Here is a 15,872-nt window from a genome sequence, read left to right as displayed (position 1 = left end):
CGCCGAATGGTTCCAGTGCAACTTCGCGTCGGCGGCGCGTTTTTGGGCATCGCACTCGTGTTAGTGCTCTACGCCGTGCTGGCGCTGCTCCGAGGCGACGCCACGTTCCCGATTACCCCGCAGGTGCTCTCCGTCATCGCTGCGGTGGCTATCGTCGGCGCCTTTGCCACCTACAACACCAAACAGGAAGGCTCGCGCACCCAGGTGGGTGCACTTATCGCAGCCGTAGTGCTCATCGGGCTCGGGTTCATCGCGCCGGACACCCAGCTGATGGCGACCACACCGTTCTGGCTGATCGGCTGGGCGCTCGCCGCTGGGCTGTGCGCGGTGGTGCTGCGCCGCAGCGCAGCCGGTCACGCTTAAAGCGCTTTCCACTCTAGCCCGCTGCCCACGGCCTGCTCGATCGAGTCCAGGCCGTGGGCTTTAATCTGCGCGGCGATCCCGCGGTGGATGCCGCGGATCCAGCCCAGCCCGCCGTAGATGAACGGAGTGTAGCCCTGCAGCAGGCTCGCGCCCGCGGCGATGCGCTCCCACGCCTGCTCCGGTGTGGAGATGCCGCCAACGCTGACCAGCACCAGCTTGTCGCCCACGCGCTCGTTGAGGCGCTTGAGCACCTCGAGCGAACGCTTCTCCAACGGGGCACCGCTGATCCCGCCCGCGCCCATCTTCTCCACCCTGGAAGCGGGAGTGTTCAGCCCGTCGCGGGAGATGGTGGTGTTGGTGGCCACGATGCCGGCAAGGTCCAGCTCCACGGCGAGGTCAGCCACGGCGTCGATGTCTTCGTCGGAAAGATCCGGGGCGATCTTCACCAGCACCGGGGTGGTGGTGGACTTCTTTACCACCTCCAAGATCGGGCGCAGCTCCTTAACCGCCTGCAGGTCGCGCAGACCCGGGGTGTTGGGGGATGAGACGTTGACCACCAGGTAATCCGCCAGCCCGCCGAGCAGCGTCGCGGTGGCGCGGTAATCCGCCACGGCGTCTTCGGACGTCTTGTTCTTACCGATGTTGATGCCCACCACGTCGCGGGAGCGACGCGCGCGGAGGTTGTCGGCGACCATGAGCGCGCCCTTGTTGTTGAAGCCCATGCGGTTCAAAATCGCTTTGTCTTCCGGCAAGCGGAACAAGCGCGGTGTGGGGTTGCCCGGCTGGGACTTCGGGGTCACGGTGCCCATCTCGGCGTAGCCGAAGCCGACCGCGCCCCAAGCGTCGATCGCCTCGGCGTTCTTATCGAAGCCGGCCGCCAGGCCCAGCGGGGCGGGGAAGTCCACGCCGAAAACGGTCTGGCGCAGCACCGGGTCGTGCACGCGCACGGCCTTTTCCATCACTCGGTTGACCGGGGTGGCCAGGTGCAGCGTCTGTAGTGCGCCGCTGATGATGCCGTGGATGCGCTCCGGCGGCAACAGGAACATGAGCTTGAGTGCGCGGTCGTAGAGCGTCATGGGTGGTATCTCCTATTTGCTCTCTGTCTGGTCGGCGGGGGAGACGATCTGGATGCCGTCGCCGGATGCGGAGGCGGCGACCACGGTGCCGTCGTCAAGCGTAATGATGCTCTGGGCATCGGCGACGGTGGCGAAGTGCTTGCGTTTCACCGGAACGCCTTGGGAGATGTCGTAACCGGTGGCCGTGTTGCTGGCAAGCGAGCTGACCCACGCGAGGCGCTGCGCTGGGTCCCACGCGGCGTCCCAGGGAGCCTCCGGCACCGGTGCGGATTGCTGGAGGCGGATGATGTCGTCGGTGGTGTAGACGTGGATCTGGTTGCCGTTGGAGTCCGCGGCCAGCACCAGGCCGTGCTCGCCGCCGCGCACCTTGCTCACGCCTAGGCCCACGCGCAGGGTGCCGCCTTGGCGCGAGCCGTTCCAGTCGATGTCCTGAATGGTGGTGTCGAAGCGGTTGGTGCGCACCACGGAGTCGCGCTGGCCGTCCACTTGCACCGCCTCAAGCTGGTCGGTCTCGCGCGCGACATCGATGGTGTCCTTCAGCTCGTCGCCGTCGAAGACCCACACCTTGCGCTCAGTGTCGCTGCCTGCGAGCACCTCGCCTGTCGACGCCACCGTGGCCACCGTGACCGGCTTCTCCGTGGCAATAGTCTCCTCCCGGTCGCCGAAAAGCTTGATCTCGCCTGCGCAGGCAAGCGCGAAGGTGCCGGCGTTGGCAGAAGCCTCTCCGCAGGAGGCATCCAGCTCGTGGCGGGCGGCCTTGCCCTGCTGGATCTCTTCCAGCGTGCCGATGGTCAGCGCGTTGTCCGTGCGCACGCCGATGCGGCCGTTCGTGACGTCCACATCGCGCACCGGCTCGAAATCCACCACGGTGCCCGCCGGGCCCGAAGATTGCGGGGACTGCACAGGCTCAGCGCTGCCCATGTTCGCGGCCGCCTCACCGCCGGCTTCCTCGATCTTGGCGGAGGGAGACGCGCCGCAGGCGCTCAAGGCCAGGGCTGCCGCGACGGCACCGGAAACTGCGGCGAAGCGGAGGCGGGAACTGGGGGCAAACAAACGAGCATTCACAAGGTCAAAGCCTAGCAACGCGCCCGTCGCGTACCGCGATGGCTAAGCGGGCGGGGTAGTGTCTTTCGCCATGACTGATCCCGCCACCACAATGTCCTGGGCCCAGGTGATCGTCCTGTCCATCGTCCAGGGCCTCACCGAGTTTCTACCAGTGTCTTCCTCGGGCCACCTGCGCATCGTCTCCCAACTGTTTTGGGGCGAAGACGCCGGAGCCAGCTTCACCGCCGTGATCCAGCTGGGCACTGAGCTGGCCGTGCTGGTGTTTTTTGCCAAAGACATCTGGCGCATCCTCACCGCCTGGTTCGCCGGCCTGGCGGACAAGTCCAAGAGGAATTTCGATTACCGCATGGGCTGGATGGTCATCGCCGGCACCATCCCGGTCGGCATCGCGGGCGTGCTGCTCAAGGATTTAATCCGCGAGAACTTCCGCAACCTCTGGATCACCGCCACCGTGCTGATCCTGTTCTCGTTGGTGTTCATCCTGGCCGAGCGCCGCGGCAAGAAAACTCGCGGGTTCGAAGACCTGACCATGAAGGACGCGGTTGTGATGGGTCTGTGGCAGTGCCTGGCGCTCATCCCGGGTGTGTCGCGCTCCGGCGGCACCATCTCCGGCGGCCTCTTGCTCAACGTCGACCGCGAGGTTGCCACCCGTTTTTCCTTCCTGCTTGCCATTCCCGCCGTGCTGGCCTCCGGGCTGTTCTCCCTGCCGGACGCCTTCGACCCTCAGGCGGGTCAGGCGGCGAGCGGTCTGCAGCTGCTCGTCGGCTCCGGCATCGGCTTCGTGGTCGGCTACATCTCGATTGCCTGGCTGCTGAAGTTCGTGTCCAACCACTCGTTCGCGTGGTTCGCCGCCTACCGCATTCCGCTGGGCCTACTCGTCATGGCGCTGCTCGGCACTGGCGTCATGGCCGCGTAGTTGTAGGGTTGTGCGCATGCATGCATGGCCCGACCCGTCCGTACCCGCAGTCGCCGGCACCCCGGTGGCGCTGAAGCTCTACGACACCGCCGATCAGCGCGTCAAGGAAGTAGACACCACCCCGGACGCGAACGGGGAGGTGGGGATGTACGTCTGCGGCATCACGCCGTACGACTCCACCCACCTCGGCCACGCCGCAACCTACCTCACTTTCGATCTGGCGCAGCGCCAACTCATGGCCAACGGCCACAAGGTCCACTACGTGCAAAACATCACCGACGTGGACGATCCGCTGTTCGAGCGCGCTGAACGCGACGGTGTGGACTGGCGCGAACTCGGCACCAGCCAGATCGACCTGTTCCGCAGCGACATGGAGATCCTGTCCGTGATCCCGCCGCGCGACTACATCGGCGCGATGGAGTCAGTCGACGAGGTGATCGCGATGGTCCAGCAGCTTCTCGACGCCGGCGCCGCCTACGAGCTCGACCACGGCGACATCTACGCCTCCATCGAGGCCACCAAGCAGTTCGGCTACGAGTCCAACCTGGACCGTGCGACCATGGAGGAGTACTTCGCTGAGCGCGGCGGCGATCCAGACCGCGAAGGCAAGCGCGACCCGTTGGACGCGCTGGTGTGGCGCGGCCACCGCGAGGGCGAGCCCGCCTGGGATTCGCCGTTCGGGCCGGGCCGGCCGGGCTGGCACGTGGAGTGCTCCGCGATTGCGACCAACCGTCTGGGCGGGCACTTCTCCATCCAGGGCGGCGGATCCGACCTGGCGTTTCCGCACCACGAATTTTCCGCGGCGCACGCTGAGGCGGCGCTGGAGGTCGACCGCATGGCTGGCCACTACGTCCACGCCGGCATGATCGCCCTCGACGGGGTGAAGATGTCCAAGTCCCTGGGCAACCTCGTGTTCGTGCACAAGCTCTCGGAGGCGGGCCACGACCCGTCGGCGATCCGCCTGGCCGTCTTTGCGGGCCACTACCGCGAGGACCGGGACTTCTCCGACGCGATCCTCGCCGAGGCAGAAGAGCGTCTCGCGCGTTGGCGAGAGCAGCTTTCGGAGGAGGTCAGTGAGGCGGAGGCGACGGAAGTCGTCCACAAGCTTCGCGCGATTCTCGCCGACGATCTCAACACCCCCGAGGCACTTTCGCTTCTCGACGGCGTGGCCGGCGACCACAACCAGATCATCGCCACCGCCCTCGACGGGCTGCTCGGCGTGCGCATTTAGCTCGTCTCGCGCACAATGGGGCGCATGAGCGCAGCTGCGGACAACTCGATTCGGGCCCAGTTTCAGCCCGAGGTAGACGAATTCATCGACGACCTAACCACCTTCGCCACCGGCTCCTACCTCCAGGACGAGGACAAGGACCTGTGGGAAGAGCCCTTCGACCCGGCAGTGCTGCCGGATCTGAAAAAGCTCCTGGAGATGTTCCTGGACGCACTCGACTTGCTCGGCGACGACCCTGAGGGCGACGCGCTGGTCAAGGTCGTGGCGCCGTTCTACGACAACCTCGAGGAATTCAACGAGAAGCACGCCAACGCGGTGCTCGAGCCGGAGGAGAAGGCCGACATCGAGACCTTGGTGTTCCGTGCCGCGGCCGCGACCGGTGCCACGGACGAGGCGCTCAACGAGCTGCCGGAACTTGAGTAGGCCGGCCGCCGTCCTCTGGGACATGGACGGCACACTTATCGACACGGAACCGCTGTGGGGCAAGGCCACCTACGAGCTCGGCGAGCTACTGGGACGCCCGCTGACCCCCGAGGTGCGCGCCAAGACCATCGGCGGCAGCTTCCCCAACACCTTGAACGTGGTGGCCGAGTGGGCGGGCTACGAGCTTCGAGACGGCGACCTGGAGCGCTACCGCACCTGGATGTTCGACCGCATGCGCGAGCTGTTCGCCACCGGCATCGAGCTCAACCCCGGCATCGGAGGAGTGCTCGAGTCGCTCGCGCGGCGGGGCACGCCGATGTTCGTGTGCACCAACACGGAGCGGGTGCTGGCTGATCCGTGCATCGACGCGATCGGCCGTGAGTTTTTCGCCGGCACCATTACCGGCGACGAGGTGAAGCGCTCCAAACCGGCGCCGGACATGTACCTCGAGGCCGCCCGCCGCGCGGGCGCAGAACCGGGGGAGTGTCTCGTGGTGGAGGACTCTTGGCACGGCATGTCCGCAGGTGCCGCCGCCGGCTGCGCGGTGCTGGGCCTTGCCGATGAGGTTCCCGCCGGTGTGTTGAAGTTCGCTCCGGACAATTTTGTCGGCTCGGGCGCCAGTGACGTGGACGATTGGTTTTCTGCAGCTCGACAGGCATAAAACGGGGGTACGCAGCGCCCGTCGAGAAGCTTCTTGCTACGTATAGTGGCGCTCATGAGCACTCGTACTGAAGAAGACCTCCTCGGCACCGCCGAGGTCCCCGCTGACGTCTACTACGGCATCCACGCCCAGCGCGCCAGGGACAATTTCCAGATCTCCGGGAGCACCGTCAACGACGTGCCGGAGTTCATTCGCGGCATGGTGCAGGTGAAGAAAGCCACCGCGATGGCTAACCGCCGCCTGCACGCCCTGCCGAAGGACAAATCCGAGGCAATCATGGCGGCCTGCGACAAGATCCTGGACGAGGGCGTGTGCATGGACCAGTTCCCGATCGACGTTTTCCAGGGCGGCGCGGGCACGTCACTGAATATGAACACCAACGAAGTGGTGGCCAACCTCGCGCTCGAGTTGATCGGCCGCGATAAGGGCGACTACTCGGTGATCAACCCGAACGACGACGTCAACATGTCGCAGTCCACTAACGACGCGTACCCGACCGGTTTCCGCCTCGGCGTGTACTACGCGGTGCAGGGGCTGTTGGAGGAGCTCGACGAGCTGCAGAAGGCACTGCGTGCGAAGGGCGACGAGTTCGCCGACATCATCAAGATGGGCCGCACCCAGCTGCAGGACGCCGTCCCGATGACCCTGGGCCAGGAATTCACCGCATTCGGCGCCAACCTCGCTGAGGAGCAGCGCACTATTAGCGGCGCGGCCGACTCGCTGCTGGAGGTCAACCTGGGTGCCACCGCCATTGGCACCGGCATCAACACCCCGAGCGGCTACCGTGACCAGGTGGTCTCAGCACTGCGCGAGGTCACCGGCCTGGACATCCAAGCGTCGCCGGACCTGATCGAGGCCACCTCCGACACGGGCGGTTACGTGATGATGCACAGCGCTATCAAGCGAGCCGCGATGAAGCTGTCGAAGATCTGCAACGACCTGCGCCTGCTGTCGTCCGGCCCGCGCGCCGGTCTGAACGAAATCAACCTGCCGGAGAGGCAGGCGGGGTCCTCGATCATGCCGGCGAAGGTCAACCCGGTGATCCCCGAAGTGGTCAACCAGGTCTGCTTCAAGGTCTTCGGCAACGACGTGACCATCTCCATGGCCTCCGAGGCGGGGCAGCTCCAGCTCAACGTGATGGAGCCGGTCATCGGTCAATCCCTGTTCGAGTCCATCCGCCTGCTCGCCAATGCAGCGAAGACCCTGCGCGAGAAGTGCGTCACCGGCATCACTGCCAACCAGGATGTGTGCGAGGCGTACGTGACCAACTCCATCGGGATTATCACCTACCTCAACCCGGTGATCGGCCACCACAACGGCGACCTCATCGGCCGCGAGGCGGCGGAAACCGGCAAGAGTGTCTACGACCTCGTGCTGGAGAAGGGCCTCATCGAGGAAGAGGACCTGAAGAAGCTGCTGAGCAAGGAAAACCTCATGCACCCCGAGTACCGGGGCAAGCTCTACGTCGACGACGAGCCGAGCTTGGAAGGGTAGCCGAGCCGCGTAGCCAACATCACATCGGCTGCATTTCCGTTTCGGGCTCCTCCGGACAGATAATGGGATGACCTAATAACTGTCTGAAGGAGCCCGTCGTGTTACTTGCCGTCCACATCATCATCCTCCTCGGAGCGATTGTGGTGGGAGCGCGGATGGGATCTATCGCCATCGGCTTCGCCGGCGGGCTCGGCGTGCTGCTGCTGGGCGCCACCGGGATGCCAGTCAGCGCGGAGGCTATCCCGTTCGATGTCATCGGCATCATCATGTGCGTTATCGCCGCTATCTCCGCGATGCAGCTCGCCGGCGGCATGGACTACCTGGTGGATTTGGCAGAGCGTTTCCTGCGCCGCAACCCGAAGCGCATCACGGTCTACGCCCCAATTGTCACGTGGCTGATGACGGTGCTCGCCGGCACCGGCCACACCGCCTTTTCCACCATGCCCGTCATCGTGGAGGTGGCCAAGGAAGGCAAGGTGCGGCCCTCGCGTCCGCTGTCGGCGGCCGTGATCGCCTCGCAGATGGCTATCGTCGCCTCGCCGATTTCCGCCGCGGTGGTGTTCATGGCCTCCGTACTCGAGCCGCTCGGGGTGGGATACCTCCAGCTGCTGGCGGTGATGATCCCCGCGACGTTCTTGGCAATTTTCCCCATGGCCTGGATCGCCAACACATCGGGCGCGGATCTCGAGGATGATCCGGTCTACCGCAAGCGGGTGTCCGAAGGCCTCGTTGCGCAGCCGGCATCGCGCGAGCACTACGTCCCGCCCCAGGGAGCAAAGGCCTCGGTGGGCATCTTCCTCGCCGCAATTGTGGTTGTGATGGTCTACGCCACGCTGATCTCTGATCAGGTGGGGCTCATTGCCAACCCGACCATCCCGCGCAACGAGGCGATCATGGCCATCATGCTCGGAGCCGCGGCAACCATCGTCCTGGTCACCCGCACGACGGCAGCGGAGATCCTGAACACGCAGGTATTCCGTTCCGGCATGTCCGCCTGCGTGTGCGTGCTCGGTGTGGCCTGGCTGGGCACGACGTTTATCAACTACTACATCGAGGACATCCAAAACATCGCCGGCGACGTGCTCACTGCACAGCCGTGGCTGCTCGCGGTCGTGCTTTTCATCGCCGCATCGCTGCTGTACTCCCAAGCGGCGACGGCGAAGGCGCTCATTCCGGCGGCGCTTGCGATCGGTGTGAGCCCGCTGACTGCGCTCGCCGCCTTCCCCGCAGTCTCGGCGCTGTTCGTGCTGCCGACGTACCCGACGTTGCTCGCCGCGGTGGAGATGGACGACACCGGCTCCACCCGCATCGGTAAATACGTGTTTAACCACCCGTTCCTTGTTCCGGGTGTGGTGTGCATCTTTGTCAGCGTAATTCTGGGTTATGCCATTGGTGCCGTTGTAGTGTGAGGTGCATGACTGCACAACCGTTGACTGACGTCGAAATTGCTCAGGCCCACACACTCGCTCCGAATGCGGAGATCGCTGAGAAGGCTGGGGTGTCCGACGATGCGCTGATCCCGTACGGCAAGCACATGGCCAAGGTGGACATCACCCAGAGCCCGGGGAACGCCCCCGGCAAGCTCGTCGTGGTCACCGGTGTTTCGCCAACCCCTGCGGGCGAGGGCAAGTCCACTACGCTGATCGGTCTGACGGACGCGCTGGCGAAGCTGGGCAAGAACGCCATGGTGGCCCTGCGTGAGCCGTCGCTCGGCCCCGTGATGGGCATCAAGGGCGGCGCCGCCGGCGGCGGTTACTCCCAGGTGGTCCCGATGGAACAGATCAACCTGCACTTCACCGGCGATTTCCACGCGATCACCAGTGCCAACAACACGCTGGCCGCGCTCATTGACAACCACATCCACCAGGGCAACGCGCTCAACATCGATCCGCGCCGTGTGACCTGGCAGCGCTGTGTGGATGTCAACGACCGCGCGCTGCGCAACGTCGTCACCGGCCTGGGCGGGCCGGCCCACGGCGTGCCGGCGGAGACCGGCTTCACCATCACCGCCGCCTCCGAGATCATGGCGATTCTGGGTCTGGCCACGGACCTGGAGGATCTGAAGCAGCGCCTGGCCAACATCACCATCGGGCTGACCTATGACAAGAAGCCGATCACAGCCGGCGACCTCGGTGCCCAGGGCGCGATGGCCGCGCTGCTCAAGGATGCGGTCAACCCGAACCTGGTGCAGACTCTCGGCGGGACGCCGGCGTTCATCCACGGCGGCCCGTTTGCCAACATCGCCCACGGCTGCAACACCCTGATCGCCACCCGCACCGCCCAGCAGTACGCGGACATCGTGCTCACGGAGGCCGGCTTCGGCTCCGACCTGGGCGCGGAGAAGTTCTTCGACATTAAGGCGCGCTACGGGGACCTCGATGTCGCCGGTGCCGTCATTGTGGCCACGATCCGCTCCATCAAATACAACGCGGGCGTGGCCAAGGCGGACCTGTCGGCGGAGAACGTCGGTGCTCTGGAGGAAGGAATTGTCAACCTTGAGCGCCACGTGGAAAACGTTCGCAAGTTCGGTGTGACCCCTGTGGTTGCGCTCAATCGCTTCGCCACGGATTCCGAGGCCGAGCTCGAATTCCTGAAGAACTGGGCGCAGGCCAAGGACATCGCGCTGGCTGAGGCGGATGTGTGGGCGAAGGGCGGCGACGGCGCGCTCGAGCTTGCACAGACCCTGCTGGACAACCTCACCGAGGGCACTTCGCACCCGCTCTACGACCCCGCCGAAGGTGTGGAGGCGTCCATCGAGACGATCGCGAAGGAGATCTACCGCGCCGCCGACGTGCAGTACTCCGCCGCAGCGCGGAAGGACCTGCAGACCCTCAAGGACAACGGCTTTGACAACCTGCCGGTGTGCATCTCCAAGACGCAGTACTCCTTCTCGGACGACCCGACACAGCTCGGCGCACCGGAGGGCCACACGCTGCACGTGCGCAACATCGTTCCGCGCACCGGCGCCGGTTTTGTGCTCGTGCTCACCGGCGACGTGATGACCATGCCGGGCCTGCCCAAGCAGCCGGCCGCCAACAACATCGACGTCGACGCCGACGGCGTGGTTTCCGGCCTGTTCTAGGCCTCAGTCCCATCCCCGGGCGCGGCGCCGTCGGAGGCGCCGCCGTCGCTACGTGCCTCCGCCCGCGACCCCGGCCACCCGGGGTATTCAGGGGGAGTGCCGCCGAAGACCGGGCACAGGTGCTGGAAGGCGCACCATCCGCACAGCTTAGACTGCTGCGGGCGGAACGTGCCGGCCTTGCCGTCGGCCTCGATCTTGAACCACAGCTCCGCTAGGTCTCGTTCGAAGTACTCCAGTTCCTCGCGTGACGGGGCGAGGATCATCGAGTCCATCACCTTCAGATACATCAGCTTCAGCTGCGTGGGCACTACCCCGAACATGCGCCAGTACACCAGCGCGTAGAAGCGCATCTGGAACTGCGCGTCCTGGGAGTAGCGGGGCAGCGGCTTTTTGCCGGTTTTGTAGTCGACCACGCGCACCTCGCCGGTGGGAGCAATGTCCACACGGTCGATGAACCCGCGCACCGGTACCCCGTTGGGCAGCGTGAAGTCCACCGGCAACTCTTGGGCTTGCGCATCGAAACCCAGGGGGTTTTCCATGGTGAAGTAGCCGCGCAGCAACGTGCGGGCGTCGACAAGCAACTGGTACTCGTCCGCGACCGGCTCGGCGCAAGCGGGGTCGGCTTCGCGCATCTTCTCCCAGTTCGGCTTGAGCCGTTTGACCGCCGCCGGGTACGTGCGTTCCTCGCGGGGCCAGGCGAACATTTCTTCCAGCACGGCGTGCACCAGTGTGCCTTTGACCTGCGCCTCCGTGGACGGTTCCGGGATCTTGTCAATGGCGCGCAGCCTGTACTGCAGCGGGCAGCGTTTGTAGTCGGAGGCGCGCGACGGTGAGATGGCAATTGGGCGTGGGGGAGTGCTGGCATCAGACATGGTGCCCAACATCATAGAGTGGAGCCATGACACAGCCGTTCATCGATTTCATCGCCCAAAGCCCCTCCGCGTTCCATGCGAGCGCGGCCGTCGCCGAAAGGCTTCAGGCCGCGGGGTTTACACGGAGCATTTCGCTTGACGACGGCGCACACGCCCCCGGCGGCCACCTCATTGAGCGCGACGGCGCTGTGGTCGCCTGGTGGGTGCCCGAAAAAGCCCGCCCACGGTTCAGGGTGGTCGGCTCCCACACAGATTCGCCGGGACTGATGGCCAAGCCGGACCCTGACGTGGTGCGCGAGGGCTTCCGCCAGGCTGCGGTGGAGGTCTACGGCGGGCCGATTCTGGCCAGCTGGTTCGACCGCGACCTGATGTTTGCGGGCCGTGTGGTCACCGCGGACCGCACCGAGCACCTGGTCAACACCGGCCCGGTCGCGCGAGTGCCCAACCTGGCCATCCACCTCTACCGCGGCGAGATGCCGGAGATCGACCGCCAGGTGCACACCCAGCCAATCCTGGGCGTGGACCGACCGCTGCTGGAGCTAGCGGCAAAGTCTGCGGGGCTTAACGCCGAGGACATTGTGGCGCACGAGTTGATCACCGCGGACGCGCAGCGCGGCGAGGTTTTAGGCGACCTGCTGGCCGCCGGCCGCCTGGACAACCTGACCAGCGTGTGGGCGTCCCTTGAGGCAATGCTGGCGGCGAAGGACGACGCCGAGGACATCCTGGTGCTTGCGGCTTTCAACCACGAGGAGGTCGGTTCCGCATCCACCGCGGGCGCCGGCGGCCCGCTGCTGGAGCGGGTGCTGGCCAAGGTTGCGGCGGGCTTCGGCGACCCGGCCGAGATCATTGCAAATTCCATCCAGGTCTCCGCCGACGCGGCCCACGCTGTGCACCCGAACTACCCGGGCAAGCACGACCCCACCCACCACCCGCTGGTGAACAAGGGCCCGGTGCTCAAGATCAACGCGAACCAGCGCTATGCCTCCAACGCCGCCACGGAGACGGAATGGATCCTGGCCTGCCGCGCGGCGGGTGTGCCGCACCAGACGTTCGTGGGTAACAACGCCGTGCCGTGCGGATCCACCATCGGCCCGATTTCGGCGACGCGCTTGGGCCTTCCCACGGTGGACGTCGGCGTGCCGCTTTTGTCCATGCACTCCGCGCGCGAGCTGTGCGGTGTGGACGACATGGACTACTTCGTGCGCGCGCTGACGGCTTTTTATGCGGTGGCGCAGTAAGGCATACTTACCGCCATGTATTCGGGACCGTTCCAGCCAGGCGACAAGGTGCAGCTCACCGACGCGAAGCGCCGCCACTTCACCATCGAACTGAAAGAGGGCGGGCAGTTCCACTCGCACAAGGGCATAGTCAGCCACGACGACATCATCGGCGCCGATGAAGGAACCGTGGTGAAGTCAACACTCGGCTCCGATTACCTGTGCTTCCGCCACCTGCTGGTGGACCACGTGCTGTCCATGCCCCGCGGCGCCGCGGTGATCTACCCGAAAGACGCCGCCCAGATCCTGGTCGAGGGCGACATCTTCATGGGCGCCCGCGTGCTCGAGGCGGGCGCCGGCTCCGGCGCGCTAACCATGTCGCTGCTGCGCGCCGTGGGCCCGGAAGGCCACGTCTACTCCTACGAGATCCGCGACGACCACCTGGCGTTCGCCAAAGACAACGTCGCCGATTACTTCGGCGGCGAGCCCGAGTGGTGGACCCCGCGTCTCGGCGACTTCGGCGAGGTCACCCCGGAAGACTTGGACGGCCAGGTCGACCGCGTCATCTTGGACATGGTGGAGCCGTGGCACTTCATCGCCACGGTGAAAAACGTCCTCATCCCCGGTGGTGTGTTCATGACGTACGTGGCCACCGTGCCGCAGTTGATGAACATCATGGAGGCTATCCGCGAGGCGAAGTGCTTCACCGAGCCGCGCGCGTGGGAAACCCTGCTGCGCGAGTGGAAGGTGGATGGCCTTGCCACGCGCCCGGAGCACCGCATGAACGCGCACACGGCATTCCTCGTGTGGACCCGCAGGCTTGCCGACGGGGTGACGCCGCCGCGGCCGCAGCGCAAAGCTCGTCGATAGGCAGCCCGCTCCTATGTAGGCTCGAACGCATGCCTGAAATCCACGACGATGCCTTCGGACCGGAGCTGCGTGAACTCAAGCGCAAGAACCGCGATCTCGGGTCGCGCAACGAGAAGCTCGCTGAGCTGCTGAAAGTCAGCCGCGACAAGCTCAACGACTTGTACGCGAAGGTCGAGGAGCTCAACGAGCCGGCATCGACGTACGGGATTTACCTCGCACCCGCCCCGCGCGACGGGGAGGCGGAGGTGCACACTACCGGCCGGCGCATGCGGCTGAAGGTCTCGCCGCTGGTGGATCCCTCCAAGCTGGTTCCCGGCACGCTCGTGCGGCTGGGCGAAGGCACGATCGTGGTGGAGACCTGCGGGTTCGACCCCACCGGTCAGTTGGCCACCATGGTCGAGCGCGTCGGCGCGGACCGAGCGATTGTGACGGACCAGCAGGGCGCCGAATCGATCGTCATGCTCGCCGGGCCGCTGCGCGAATCCGCCCGCGCCGGCGACACGGTGCTGGTCAACGCCTCTGCCGGCTACGCGTTTGAGCGTATCGCGAAGACCGAGGTCAACCAGCTGTCCCTGGACGAGATCCCGGACGTCACCTACGCCGACATCGGTGGTTTGAGCTCCCAGATCGAGACGATCCAGGATTCCGTGGAGCTGCCGTTTTCCCACCCGGAGCTTTACCAGGCCTACGACCTGCGCCCGCCGAAGGGGCTTTTGCTGTACGGCCCGCCCGGCTGCGGCAAGACGCTCATCGCCAAGGCGGTGGCGAATTCGCTGTCGCAGCGCATCGGCGACGGGGGACAGGCGCACTTTATCAACGTCAAGGGCCCTGAGCTGCTGAACAAATTTGTCGGCGAAACCGAGCGCCGCATCCGCCTGATCTTCGAGCGCGCCCGAGAACTGGCCGCCGGAGGCAACCCGGTGATCGTCTTTTTCGACGAGATGGAGTCCATCTTCCGCACCCGCGGCTCCGGCGTGTCCTCCGACATGGAGACCACGGTGGTGCCGCAGCTGCTCACCGAGATCGACGGCGTGGAGGACATCGCCAACGTCATCGTCATCGGCGCGACCAACCGCGAGGAACTCATCGACCCGGCCATCCTGCGCCCAGGCCGCCTGGACATCAAAATCCGCGTCTCGCGCCCCAACAAAGACGAAGCCAAGGACATCCTCGCCCGCTACATCACCGACGAGGTCCCACTTGCGTCCCCGCGCGAGGTGCTTATCGACGCCACCGCCGACGCCATGTTCGCCCCGCGCCCCTATGTGCGCTTAGAGCTTGTCGACGGCTCCGCCGAAACCCTGCACTACCACCACTTCGTCTCCGGCGCGATGATCGCCAACGTGGTGGACCGCGCCAAGAAGCTGGCCATCAAGGACCACCTCTCCGGCGTATCTACCGCGGGCCTGACCGAGGAGCACCTGCGCCAGGCTGTCCGCGCCGAGCAGGACGAGAGCGAGGACATGCCGAACACCGCCAACCCGGACGAGTGGGCGCGGATCACTGGTCGCCACGGCAAGCGCGTCGTCGCCGCGGAGGTCATCGGGTAGCGGATCGCTTTCCGTCGTCTAGTTCTGGTCGAAGAGATGCTGGTCGATGGCGATAGCCACGGCGGCACCCGATCCAAGCGCTTGAGAGACCTGATCCGGCGAGCTAACTACGTTGCCGACCGCCCACAGTCCAGGCTGTGAGGTCTTTCCTCCTTCCACCTGGACCCAGCCATCTGCAACACTGCAGCCAGCTCCCCGGAGGAGTTCGTCGTTCGGCTTGAACTCCGGACCAGTGAAGCAGGCTTCATAATGAACCGACTCTGAGCCAGTGGTGATCTCGACGGCGTGGTCGTCGTCAGTGGCTGGTGAAACTCGCAATACGTCATCGACGACGAGAGCTACCCCGCATTGTTCAAGGCGTTCGCGCTGTTCTGGGCTCAGGTCCATCCCGTTGGCGTAAAGCGTGACGCTGGAGGCCCACTTGGTCAGCAGCGTTGCGATCCTGGTGGTGAACCCCGGGTTCTTGCCTCCTACGACACCGAGGTTCTTGCCGTTGACTTCGTAGCCGTGGCAGTAGGGGCAGTGAAAGACACGGGTTCCCCACATCTCGCTCAACCCAGGCACTTCGGGAAGCACATCCGTGATTCCGGTTGCAACCAGCACTTGCGAAGCCGTGGATGCCTCGCCTGACGCAAGCTTCACCAACCAATCACCCGTGTCCAGGTGCTCCAGGGCTTCTACGCGTCCATCGATGAGAAGGCCCTCGTACGACACGAACTCGGCGTGGCCGCGGGCAAGCAGTGCGGAGGGATTCGCTGCGTCGAGACCGATCACGCCGTGCATGTGCTCACTATTGCGGTTCCTAGGCGTACCCGCGTCCACGAGGCATACCTTCCTGTTCGCTCGCGCGAGATTGATCGCTGCCGCGGTCCCGGCGAATCCGCCACCGACGACAACGACGTCAAAGTGTTGACTCGCAAAGCTTGTTGCGTCGGATGCGAGTTCCTTGCTCTCGGCGACGTTGCCTTCAAGACGAACGAGACGCTCGCGCAGCGCCCGTGCATTTGCAGGTGAGTTCAGTAGGTAGCTGGTCTCGTCCATATCCGTTCCCT

At 65.3% G+C, this 15,872-nt stretch carries 15 protein-coding genes; 11 read left to right on the top strand and 4 right to left on the bottom strand.

All coding sequences use genetic code 11. The features are described 5' to 3' along the window. Nucleotides 1-6: 6 nt before the first annotated feature. Nucleotides 7-363, top strand: a complete 357-nt coding sequence (locus tag CIHUM_RS05795; protein ID WP_034998984.1) for a hypothetical protein — start codon at nucleotides 7-9, stop codon at nucleotides 361-363. Here CIHUM_RS05795 and CIHUM_RS05790 read toward each other — a convergent pair. Further along, nucleotides 360-1,439: a quinone-dependent dihydroorotate dehydrogenase gene (locus CIHUM_RS05790; RefSeq protein ID WP_034998985.1), complete on the bottom strand. Its 1,080-nt coding sequence runs from the start codon at nucleotides 1,437-1,439 to the stop codon at nucleotides 360-362. The genes CIHUM_RS05795 and CIHUM_RS05790 overlap by 4 nt on opposite strands. Before the next feature lie 12 nt (nucleotides 1,440-1,451). Beyond that, complete coding sequence (locus CIHUM_RS05785) at nucleotides 1,452-2,504, bottom strand: YncE family protein (RefSeq protein ID WP_034998986.1); 1,053 nt, start codon at nucleotides 2,502-2,504, stop codon at nucleotides 1,452-1,454. Nucleotides 2,505-2,574: 70 nt separating this feature from the next. On the opposite strand from CIHUM_RS05785, the gene CIHUM_RS05780 reads away from it, so the two are divergent. The 7 genes from CIHUM_RS05780 (at nucleotide 2,575) to CIHUM_RS05750 (ending at nucleotide 10,311) form a co-directional block, all read left to right on the top strand. Next, complete coding sequence (locus CIHUM_RS05780; RefSeq protein ID WP_034998987.1) at nucleotides 2,575-3,420, top strand: undecaprenyl-diphosphate phosphatase; 846 nt, start codon at nucleotides 2,575-2,577, stop codon at nucleotides 3,418-3,420. Nucleotides 3,421-3,436: 16 nt separating this feature from the next. Further along, nucleotides 3,437-4,651, top strand: coding sequence for a cysteine--1-D-myo-inosityl 2-amino-2-deoxy-alpha-D-glucopyranoside ligase (gene mshC / locus CIHUM_RS05775; protein ID WP_034998989.1), 1,215 nt, complete (start codon nucleotides 3,437-3,439; stop codon nucleotides 4,649-4,651). A 24-nt stretch (nucleotides 4,652-4,675) separates the two neighbouring features. Beyond that, complete coding sequence (locus CIHUM_RS05770; RefSeq protein ID WP_034998990.1) at nucleotides 4,676-5,074, top strand: hypothetical protein; 399 nt, start codon at nucleotides 4,676-4,678, stop codon at nucleotides 5,072-5,074. Beyond that, the gene (locus CIHUM_RS05765; protein WP_262360370.1) at nucleotides 5,067-5,735 is read left to right on the top strand and encodes an HAD family hydrolase; all 669 of its coding nucleotides are present in this window, start codon (nucleotides 5,067-5,069) and stop codon (nucleotides 5,733-5,735) included. The genes CIHUM_RS05770 and CIHUM_RS05765 overlap by 8 nt, the downstream gene beginning before the upstream one ends. 54 nt (nucleotides 5,736-5,789) lie before the next feature. Beyond that, a complete protein-coding gene (gene aspA / locus CIHUM_RS05760) occupies nucleotides 5,790-7,229 on the top strand; it encodes an aspartate ammonia-lyase (RefSeq protein ID WP_034998994.1) in 1,440 nt (479 codons plus the stop codon). A gap of 98 nt (nucleotides 7,230-7,327) precedes the next feature. Continuing rightward, nucleotides 7,328-8,638, top strand: a complete 1,311-nt coding sequence (locus CIHUM_RS05755; RefSeq protein ID WP_034998996.1) for an anaerobic C4-dicarboxylate transporter — start codon at nucleotides 7,328-7,330, stop codon at nucleotides 8,636-8,638. A 5-nt stretch (nucleotides 8,639-8,643) separates the two neighbouring features. Further along, complete coding sequence (locus CIHUM_RS05750; protein WP_034998998.1) at nucleotides 8,644-10,311, top strand: formate--tetrahydrofolate ligase; 1,668 nt, start codon at nucleotides 8,644-8,646, stop codon at nucleotides 10,309-10,311. Here the strand turns inward: CIHUM_RS05750 and CIHUM_RS05745 are convergent. Beyond that, nucleotides 10,308-11,183: a RecB family exonuclease gene (locus CIHUM_RS05745; protein WP_051106424.1), complete on the bottom strand. Its 876-nt coding sequence runs from the start codon at nucleotides 11,181-11,183 to the stop codon at nucleotides 10,308-10,310. The two genes, CIHUM_RS05750 and CIHUM_RS05745, sit on opposite strands and share 4 nt — an antisense overlap. 26 nt (nucleotides 11,184-11,209) lie before the next feature. Here CIHUM_RS05745 and CIHUM_RS05740 point away from each other — a divergent pair, with 26 nt between their 5' ends. Genes CIHUM_RS05740 through arc form a run of 3 tightly spaced genes read left to right on the top strand, consistent with a single transcriptional unit; the run spans nucleotide 11,210 to nucleotide 14,820 of the window. After that, nucleotides 11,210-12,421 (top strand): M18 family aminopeptidase, encoded by a 1,212-nt coding sequence (locus CIHUM_RS05740; protein WP_034999000.1) that lies wholly within the window; start codon nucleotides 11,210-11,212, stop codon nucleotides 12,419-12,421. Nucleotides 12,422-12,436: 15 nt separating this feature from the next. Next, complete coding sequence (locus tag CIHUM_RS05735) at nucleotides 12,437-13,270, top strand: tRNA (adenine-N1)-methyltransferase (protein WP_034999003.1); 834 nt, start codon at nucleotides 12,437-12,439, stop codon at nucleotides 13,268-13,270. Nucleotides 13,271-13,299: 29 nt separating this feature from the next. Continuing rightward, entirely contained in the window at nucleotides 13,300-14,820 is a 1,521-nt protein-coding gene (gene arc / locus CIHUM_RS05730; RefSeq protein WP_081634425.1) for a proteasome ATPase, read from the top strand. 18 nt (nucleotides 14,821-14,838) lie between these two features. Here the strand turns inward: arc and CIHUM_RS05725 are convergent, their stop codons facing one another. Beyond that, the gene (locus tag CIHUM_RS05725; protein WP_081634426.1) at nucleotides 14,839-15,861 is read right to left on the bottom strand and encodes an NAD(P)/FAD-dependent oxidoreductase; all 1,023 of its coding nucleotides are present in this window, start codon (nucleotides 15,859-15,861) and stop codon (nucleotides 14,839-14,841) included. Between the last annotated feature and the right edge of the window lie 11 nt (nucleotides 15,862-15,872).

Origin of the sequence: Corynebacterium ihumii (assembly GCF_028609825.1) — a bacterium.
In the GTDB taxonomy this organism is placed as follows: Bacteria; Actinomycetota; Actinomycetes; order Mycobacteriales; family Mycobacteriaceae; genus Corynebacterium; species Corynebacterium afermentans.
The sequence above is the reverse complement of the archived record's forward strand: the minus strand, read 5'-3'. Positions and strand labels throughout refer to the sequence as shown.

Excerpts from the sequence above, each read along its gene's own strand:
- CIHUM_RS05795 (WP_034998984.1), top strand. The coding sequence starts at position 7 with ATGGTTCCAGTGCAACTTCGCGTCGGCGGCGCGTTTTTGGGCATCGCA.
- CIHUM_RS05790 (WP_034998985.1), bottom strand. The coding sequence starts at position 1,439 with ATGACGCTCTACGACCGCGCACTCAAGCTCATGTTCCTGTTGCCGCCG.
- CIHUM_RS05780 (WP_034998987.1), top strand. The coding sequence starts at position 2,575 with ATGACTGATCCCGCCACCACAATGTCCTGGGCCCAGGTGATCGTCCTG.
- mshC (WP_034998989.1), top strand. The coding sequence starts at position 3,437 with ATGCATGCATGGCCCGACCCGTCCGTACCCGCAGTCGCCGGCACCCCG.
- CIHUM_RS05770 (WP_034998990.1), top strand. The coding sequence starts at position 4,676 with ATGAGCGCAGCTGCGGACAACTCGATTCGGGCCCAGTTTCAGCCCGAG.
- aspA (WP_034998994.1), top strand. The coding sequence starts at position 5,790 with ATGAGCACTCGTACTGAAGAAGACCTCCTCGGCACCGCCGAGGTCCCC.
- CIHUM_RS05750 (WP_034998998.1), top strand. The coding sequence starts at position 8,644 with ATGACTGCACAACCGTTGACTGACGTCGAAATTGCTCAGGCCCACACA.
- CIHUM_RS05745 (WP_051106424.1), bottom strand. The coding sequence starts at position 11,183 with ATGTCTGATGCCAGCACTCCCCCACGCCCAATTGCCATCTCACCGTCG.
- CIHUM_RS05740 (WP_034999000.1), top strand. The coding sequence starts at position 11,210 with ATGACACAGCCGTTCATCGATTTCATCGCCCAAAGCCCCTCCGCGTTC.
- CIHUM_RS05735 (WP_034999003.1), top strand. The coding sequence starts at position 12,437 with ATGTATTCGGGACCGTTCCAGCCAGGCGACAAGGTGCAGCTCACCGAC.
- arc (WP_081634425.1), top strand. The coding sequence starts at position 13,300 with ATGCCTGAAATCCACGACGATGCCTTCGGACCGGAGCTGCGTGAACTC.
- CIHUM_RS05725 (WP_081634426.1), bottom strand. The coding sequence starts at position 15,861 with ATGGACGAGACCAGCTACCTACTGAACTCACCTGCAAATGCACGGGCG.